Below are 5,281 nucleotides of genomic sequence, written 5' to 3'. Positions count from 1 at the left end.
GGCCTCCGACGACGCCGGCGGCGCGGCCCCCTCGTCGGCGGCGCCCCCACCACACCCGGCGACCACGACGCCCACCACGAGCAGGGCCAGCGCTCGGCCGCCCCGCCATGGCAACTGTCCACCCCGACGTGCCATTGAAACTCACCTGTTCTCGCGAAATATTTGCCCCGAATGTGTGAGCGCGAGTCTGTCTGACCGGAGGCTTCGCGGGCGGCGACTTCACCAACTTGTGTCCTCCGCTCAACATCGCCGGAAGGACCGGGGGGCCGCGTCACGGCCACCACGGGGCGTGCTACTGTTTACGACATCGCCACACGGAGCCGGGAGATCGGCCCGATCCGGCGAGCGCCATTAGCTCAAGCGGCAGAGCAGCTGACTCTTAATCAGCGGGTTCGGGGTTCGAGTCCCTGATGGCGCACCGAATCCCCAGGTCACAGGACTTGGGGATTTTCTGCGTTCGGGCGGAGTCAACCGGAACCCAACTCTTTGGACGTTGACTCCGTATCCAGTTCCGCATTCAGGACGTCGGCGGTGTCCGGGTTCGCGACCTTCCGCGCCACGTACACATCCTGAGTCAGCGACGGCCGCGCATGGCCGAGTTGGTCGGCGATCTGCCGCGGCGTGAACTGCGCCGCGTCGAGGATGGTCGCGCACGTCTTCCGGAAGACGTGCGAGGTCACCCACGCGAAGCCATCGGTACCGCGCGCCGTGCGCAGGTCTCGACGAGTGTTGCTCGGGTCCCGCCAACCGCCCGCGGAGTCCGGGAAGACGGGCACCACAGCGCCGAGGGCCGGCTCCTCCGCGCCGTACTCGGCGAGCTTGCGCCGACGCAGCATCTCGGCAGCGAACGGAGGCAGCGGCAGTGTGCGCCGTCCGGTCGCCGTCTTCGGAGGAAGGCGGCACAGTCCCGCACCGCGGACCCGCACCAACGTCCACTCGATGTCCACGGTCCGGGCGTCCAGGTCGACTTCATCCCAGGACACCGCGAGCGCTTCACCGATCCGCACCCCTGTCGCCAGCATGAACCGGGTGAGGTCCGGCAGATCCTTGCGAACCGCCACGGGGTCGGCTTCGAGCTGTTCCAACCACCGCACCCGTTCCTCCGCCGACAACGCCCGGACGGTGCGTTGCTCACCCGAACTGATCTTCTTGGTCTCGCGGGTGGGGTTCGCCACTATCGCACCGTGCCGGGCCGCCAGTCCCATGACGCCGGAGACCACGCTCCGCACGACCTTCGCCGTGGCCGCGCTCCGCCGCTTCCGCACGGCCTGGAGGAGGGCGTCGACTCGCGGAGTGGTGACCTCGCGTATCCGGAGTTCCCCCAGCGCCGGGCGCACGTAGTTCCGGAGCTGCCGCTCGTACAGGTCGGCCGAGCTCGGCGACATCTCGCCGGATTCCACGGCGGAGTGGACCTCACGGAGCCACAGATCAGCCACAGCACCGAACTTCGTGTCCGCGGTCAACGGACCCCCGGCCGACTCCGTCGACCTGTCCCGGAGTGCTTCGAGCAACCGGTTCCGCGCAGCAGCCGCGGTGCGCTCGGACCGCTCGACGAGCCGGGTCACGCCGTCGAGGTCCCGGAACTTCGCCTTGGCGACGTAGCTGCCATCGGCCTTCCGGTTCACGTTGATCTTGCCGTGTGTGCCGACGGGCAAGGGCGGGCGAGCCATCACGTCACCGCGCTCTCGTCGGGTCGTCGGTTCTTCCGTCGGTGGATCGCCCTGTCGGCGATGGCTTCCGCGAGCGCGCGCTCGGCCTCGTTGCGGTAACCGATGTCGACGAGGGACCAGTCATTCATGACGGTGATCTCGTCCGGGTCGTGGATGCCGAGTTCGGCCAGGTCGCGGCGAAAACGGTGGTCCCGCCGCACGTCGCGGAGGGCGGTGAAGGTGGTCGAGTAGCGGCGGGACTTGGTCAGGAAGTGCCCCCGGAAGCCGAGCATGTGCGCCCACTTCCGCAACCGCAGCCCGGCGAGCTCCGGCAGCCCACCGAGCCGCCACGCCGTTTCGATCATGGCTCGGGCGTGGTCGGAGACGTGCAGGTCGGCGATGTGTTGCTCGGAGCGGATCGGGGTGTCCGCACCGACGGTGTGCCCGGTGCCCTTGGTGGCGTACTTGGCGATGTAGGCCGACACCGACCGGTCCCGCACCAGCCGAGCCGGATCGTCCGGCTCCTGTTCGGCGATCGTGCGGCAGTCGACCTGCGCACCCCAACCGAGCCGCCGCACCCCGACCGCGGCGGAGTCCGGAGTGTCCACCGACACCGCATACGCCGCCGACCGCACCACCTGCTCCAGCAGGCCCGCGTCCACCCCGCTCGGCGGGTCCGTGCCGGGACCGTCCGGCCCGTCCACCCGGATCACGGCGTGGAAGTGGACCAGGCCGCGCCGCTGGTACTCGGCGACCTTGGCATACGACAGCCGCAGATGATCCGTGAGCTGCCGAGGCCGCAGGCCGAGCGCCCGCGCCAGATGCCGCCCGCAGGTGATCGTGAAGCGCCGCCACAGCTCCGGCGCGTGCGCCTGCCACAGCACCGCACCCGCGTAGTCATAGCTCTCCGGAGCGAGCGGCGTACCGAGCCGGGGATCGTGCTCGTGATGCGACGTCCCGCAGGCACAGGGCCGCGGCTTACCGCTCCGGGTGGTCGGCCGGTTGTGCACCGGACCGAACGACGGCGCGGTCAGGGTCACGAACAACCGAGGCCGCCGCGCCACCGACTCACCGACACCCTTGCCCCCGGCGAGACCGGCCCGGATCAGGTGGAACGTGTCCGCGGCGTACCGCTCCGAGCACGACGGGCACACCGACTCCCGCCGGTTGCCGCACGCCGCCAGGATCGAGCCCTCGAACTCCCGCACCGCGCGCCCGTCGGAGGCCTGCCACACCGTCGAGCCGGACAACCGCACCGGCTTCGCGCAGCCGCCGACCGCCTCGACCTTGGCCCGCCACGACCGGTACCCACCGCTCTGCAGCAGGTGCGACAACCGCGCATCCTCGCCCGGCAGATCCGCGACCAGGCGAGCGGACTCCCGCGCCCCCATTCACACCCCCGAGCAGAAGCACAGCACGACGCCGGTGGTCCGACCCGTCATCGAGCCATCCACGTCCAGCAGCGCCAGCGTCCCCCAGCAGTCCTCACACGGCCCGAGCGGACCACCGAGCCCCGGCCTGCCCGCGCGCACCGTGGCCAGGAACGGCGCCAGCGAGAACTCCTCGAACGGCCCGACCACCGAGTAGACCTCGCCCGCATCGACCAGCGCGTCCCACTCACCCCAGGACAGACCCACCACATCCGTGATCACGTCCTCGATGTACGGCGGCAGATCACCGAACTTGTCCCGCGCATACGGCCCCAAGGTCAACGGATTCTCGTCCGAGAAACGGAACCGCTCCGGCACCTCCACCACGCACGGCTCCTCAGCGACGAGCGCCAACGCACCCATGCCGACCTCCCCAGGTTTGTATGTTTGCCCGCAAACTGACAAAGCTGAGACTACCGAGCGGGAGCCGCTATGGCAATGGGGTTTGCGGGCAAACTGCTAGACTGCCCCCATGGAACCTCGGAAAACCCCAGCTCGGGCGCCGCTCGCGGTGCAGATCGCCGACGATCTCCGCATCAAGATCGAGGCAGGCGAGCTGCAGCCGGGCGACTCCCTGCCGACGCTGCACGAGTTGGCCGAGCAGTGGTCCTGTTCCATCACCAGCGCGCGTACCGCCATCCAGCTCATGAAGCAGCAGGGGTTGATCACTGGCGGGCGCGGCAAGGCTCCGACCGTTCGGATACCGCCCAGGCAGGTCGTGCGCACGTCGAAGCGGCACCAGGAGGAGAAGGACCTCGTGCTGACGACGGAGCGGGAGCGCAGCCACCGGGGACTGGCCGAGGAGGACATGCACGTCCCGTTGGATGCGCTGAAGTTCCACGCCGAGTACCGCACCGTCGAAGCCGGCGACCTGGCCGAGGCTTTCGGCATCGACCCCTCCGCTTCGCTACTCGAACGGGTGTACGAGCATTCCGACCCGCGGACAGGGCGGCTCGAAGCATGGTCGATCTCCTGGATACCCAGCGAGCTTATCCGGGACAACCCGGCGATCTCGGACCCTGCCAACGCGGCGTGGCCCGGCGGAACCCTGCACCAGCTCTACACGGTCGGGATCGAGGTCATCGAGGTCATCGACGACGTGACCGCAGCGATGCCTTCCACTGTGGATATCGAACGCTGGGAGCTCCCGGACGGAATCCCGATGATCTGGTGCCGCCGGACCTCGATCGATACCAAGGGGCGCACCGTCGAGGTGACCGACGCGCAGTATCCGGCGGACCGTACGCGGCTCACCTTCCACACGCCTCTCACGCCCTGGAGCGAGGAGCAGTGACCCGCCGCGTCTCGATCATCACAGCGGCCTACGGCCCGAACGCCGCCTACCTCCCCGAGACCCTCCGCAGCGTCCGGGAACAACAGCTCCCCGAGGGGTGGGAGCTGGAGTGGCTCATCCAGGAGGACGGGGCACAACCGCAGCTCACCGAGCTGTTCGCGGACATCCCCGGGATGCACTACGAGGCCAACCACAGCCAGCTCGGGACCGCCGCGACGCGAAACCTCGCACTCTCCCGCGCCACCGGCGAACTCGTCCAGGTCCTCGACCACGACGACGTGCTCCTACCCGACGCACTCCGAACACTCATCCCGCGGTTCGAGGACCCCGAGATCGGATGGGCGGTCGGCCAGGCCGACGACCTCCTCCCGGACGGCACCCGCAACAGCTATGAGTCAGCACTCCCGTTCGGAACCGTCGCACGCGGCACGGTCAACGACTGGGCGATCGAGCACGGCGGGAACTGGCCGATCCACTGCGCCGCACTGATGATGCGCACAGAACTCGTCCGCGCGCTGGGTGGTTGGGCAGGCGCGCCCATCGACGAGGACATCGTCATGTTCGCCGCACTCTCCGAACTGGTGAACGGATACAACGACCCTGCCGTCACCTGGCTCTACCGACTGCACGAGCAGCAGACCCACCGGGCGCAGACCTCGAAGCTCTTCAGCGAGGCCGAACGACGCATCGCACTCCAGCGCGTCCAGGCGCTCACCACCGCGGGTGTGCGACTCGCAGGCCAGCCAGCACCAGCCCGAGAGTTCACAGTCGACGTCAGTCCGGCAGCCAAGGACGCCGTAGCCCCGAGCACCGCGTGGTGGAAGGACTGAGTTCCCGCTCTCTGCTCGTACACGTGGTGAGGACTTTCTCTACATGTTCAAGGGCGGCCCCTCCGGGGCCGCCTGCCT

5 protein-coding genes and 1 tRNA gene are annotated in these 5,281 nt (G+C 68.9%); 3 read left to right on the top strand and 3 right to left on the bottom strand.

Annotated features, from left to right (window positions below; genetic code table 11):
• The first annotated feature begins 345 nt into the window (after positions 1–345).
• Positions 346–418: transfer RNA gene (locus ACTIR_RS0109640), tRNA-Lys, on the top strand.
• 49 nt (positions 419–467) lie between these two features.
• On the opposite strand, the gene ACTIR_RS0109635 is transcribed toward ACTIR_RS0109640, so the two are convergent.
• Genes ACTIR_RS0109635 through ACTIR_RS0109625 form a run of 3 tightly spaced genes read right to left on the bottom strand, consistent with a single transcriptional unit; the run spans position 468 to position 3,442 of the window.
• Positions 468–1,670: a tyrosine-type recombinase/integrase gene (locus ACTIR_RS0109635; protein WP_026454109.1), complete on the bottom strand. Its 1,203-nt coding sequence runs from the start codon at positions 1,668–1,670 to the stop codon at positions 468–470.
• Positions 1,670–3,040 (bottom strand): replication initiator, encoded by a 1,371-nt coding sequence (locus ACTIR_RS0109630; protein WP_026454108.1) that lies wholly within the window; start codon positions 3,038–3,040, stop codon positions 1,670–1,672. The genes ACTIR_RS0109635 and ACTIR_RS0109630 overlap by 1 nt, the downstream gene beginning before the upstream one ends.
• Positions 3,041–3,442 (bottom strand): hypothetical protein, encoded by a 402-nt coding sequence (locus tag ACTIR_RS0109625; protein WP_026454107.1) that lies wholly within the window; start codon positions 3,440–3,442, stop codon positions 3,041–3,043.
• A gap of 148 nt (positions 3,443–3,590) precedes the next feature.
• On the opposite strand from ACTIR_RS0109625, the gene ACTIR_RS0109620 reads away from it, so the two are divergent.
• On the top strand, positions 3,591–4,373 hold the full coding sequence (locus ACTIR_RS0109620; protein ID WP_199285595.1) for a GntR family transcriptional regulator: 783 nt from the start codon (positions 3,591–3,593) through the stop codon (positions 4,371–4,373).
• Complete coding sequence (locus tag ACTIR_RS0109615) at positions 4,370–5,203, top strand: glycosyltransferase family 2 protein (protein ID WP_026454105.1); 834 nt, start codon at positions 4,370–4,372, stop codon at positions 5,201–5,203. Before ACTIR_RS0109620 ends, ACTIR_RS0109615 begins: the two co-directional genes overlap by 4 nt.
• The last annotated feature ends 78 nt before the right edge of the window (positions 5,204–5,281 follow it).

It is taken from the genome of Saccharomonospora iraqiensis subsp. iraqiensis (assembly GCF_000430445.1).
In the GTDB taxonomy this organism is placed as follows: domain Bacteria; phylum Actinomycetota; class Actinomycetes; order Mycobacteriales; family Pseudonocardiaceae; genus Saccharomonospora; species Saccharomonospora iraqiensis.
This window is presented reverse-complemented; position numbering and strand designations above follow the sequence as displayed.